1 protein-coding gene and 1 pseudogene are annotated in these 1,745 nt (G+C 74.7%); both read right to left on the bottom strand.

Going from position 1 to position 1,745, the window contains the following annotated elements:
- Positions 1–154 precede the first annotated feature (154 nt).
- Positions 155–568, bottom strand: a pseudogene (locus ACFV61_RS33720) (hypothetical protein); the annotation flags it as partial.
- 153 nt (positions 569–721) lie between these two features.
- Complete coding sequence (locus ACFV61_RS33715) at positions 722–1,663, bottom strand: SDR family oxidoreductase (protein ID WP_380495887.1); 942 nt, start codon at positions 1,661–1,663, stop codon at positions 722–724.
- Between the last annotated feature and the right edge of the window lie 82 nt (positions 1,664–1,745).

Genomic DNA, 1,745 nt, shown 5'->3' with positions numbered 1-1,745 from the left:
GCCTCGGCGGCGAGTGGGGCGGGGCGGTGCTGCTGACGGCCGAGCATGCCCCGGCCGGGCGGCGCGGGCTCTGGGCGAGTTTTCCCCAGATCGGCCCCTCGGCGGCGGCGTCCAGGTGGAGCTGCAGGGCGGCGTCGAAGTAGCCCGGCAGGCCGGCCAGCCGCTCCAGGTAGGCGTCGGCGCCCTCCTGGTCGACGGAGGTCATGGCGAGCGAGGTGAAGGCCTCGTTCTGCGGTGCGGTGATGGTCGCCGAGATGCTGAAGTCGCCCAGTCCGTGGGTGATCCGGCCGGTACCGTTGTCGATCAGCCGCCCGAGCACGCGGTGGGTGACCAGGTCCTCGCCGGCCAGCGCGTCCACCGGGATCGCGGCCAGTCGCGCCCCGAAGCCCGCCAGCGCGTCCCGGTGGCGCAGCGCGGCCGCGCGGGACGGGTCGGGCACCTCGTGGGCGTAGCCCTCGACCCCGCTCAGCGTCGCGTCGAACGGGGCGTGGGCGTTCTCGGCGGCGAAGTACTCCTCGGCCAGGGCGGCGAGTGCGGTGGGTTCGTCGTGGTGCGGCTGGTCGGTCATGGGCGCTCCCCGGTCCGGTGTGGTCAGAGTGACGAGGGTTGCCTGGGCGCCCCGGTGGCGCCGATTATTCGGAGTCGGTGGCGGCGCGGTCAATACGCGGCGCGGGGAAAGGGGTTCTCCCCGGCGCCCGGTGGCACCGCCGCCGACGCCCCGTCAGCGGTAGCCCTCCGGCGCGGCCGGCTTGCCCGCGTCCTGCACCTCGACCAGGTAGCGCCAGCAGTCCGGCCGGCTGCCGTCGCGGTCGGTGAAGCCGTACTCCAGGGACAACTGCCCGCTGGACACCGACCCGCCGTTCCAGCGGGAGACCTCGGGGTCGGCGGCGAGGGCGGCGACCGCCCGGCCGACGAAGTACGGGCTCTCGGAGATGCCGAAGTGCGGCTCCCGGGCCAGGGCGTCGCGCCAGTTCTCCTCGGTGACGCCGAAGTGCTCCAGCATGATCTCCGAGCGCATCCAGCCGGGGGTGAGCGCCAGGGCGGTGGCGCCGCGCGGGCCCAGCTCGTGGCCGAGCGCGAAGGCCATCCGCAGCACGGAGGCCTTGGCGAGGTCGTAGAAGAACGAGTTCCGGTAGGTGTCGCGGTTGTACTCGGCGGTGCCGTCGGTCATCTCGACGACCAGGCCGCCCGGGCGGCGCAGCAGCAGCGGGAGGGCGTGGTGGCTGGTGACGGCGTGCGTCTCCACCGCGAGGCGGAGCAGCCGCAGGCCGTCGTCCAGGTCGTGCTCCCAGACCGGGACGTTCCAGCCGAACAGGTTCTCGCCGCCCCAGATGTCGTTGACCAGGACGTCCAGCCGGCCCTGCTCGGCGTCGATCCGTTGCACCAGGGCGGCCACCTGGGACGGGACCAGGTGGTCGGTCGGCACTGCGATGCCCCGGCCGCCGGCCGCGGTGACCAGGTCCGCGGTGTCCTCGATGGTCTCCGGCCGGTCGTACTCCGAGCGCTGCTCGCGGGTGCTTCGCCCGGTGACGTACACCGTCGCCCCGGCGGCGCCCAGCTCCACCGCGATGCCCCGCCCGGCGCCCCGGGTCGCCCCCGCGACCAGGGCGATCCGACCGTCCAGCGCCCGTGCTGCCCGTGTTTCCCCTGCTGCCTGTGCCATCCGCAAGCTCCCTGTCCGCATGTCCGCCGACGACTGTGGCGGCGCCCCGGGTACGCGCCTCGGCCCCCGCCCGGGGCCGGGG

The sequence above is a fragment of the Kitasatospora sp. NPDC059817 genome, from assembly GCF_042731835.1.
Classification (GTDB): Bacteria; Actinomycetota; Actinomycetes; order Streptomycetales; family Streptomycetaceae; genus Kitasatospora.
This window is presented reverse-complemented; position numbering and strand designations above follow the sequence as displayed.

Coding starts and splice junctions, on each gene's coding strand:
- ACFV61_RS33715 (WP_380495887.1), bottom strand. CDS start 1,663: ATGGCACAGGCAGCAGGGGAAACACGGGCAGCACGGGCGCTGGACGGT.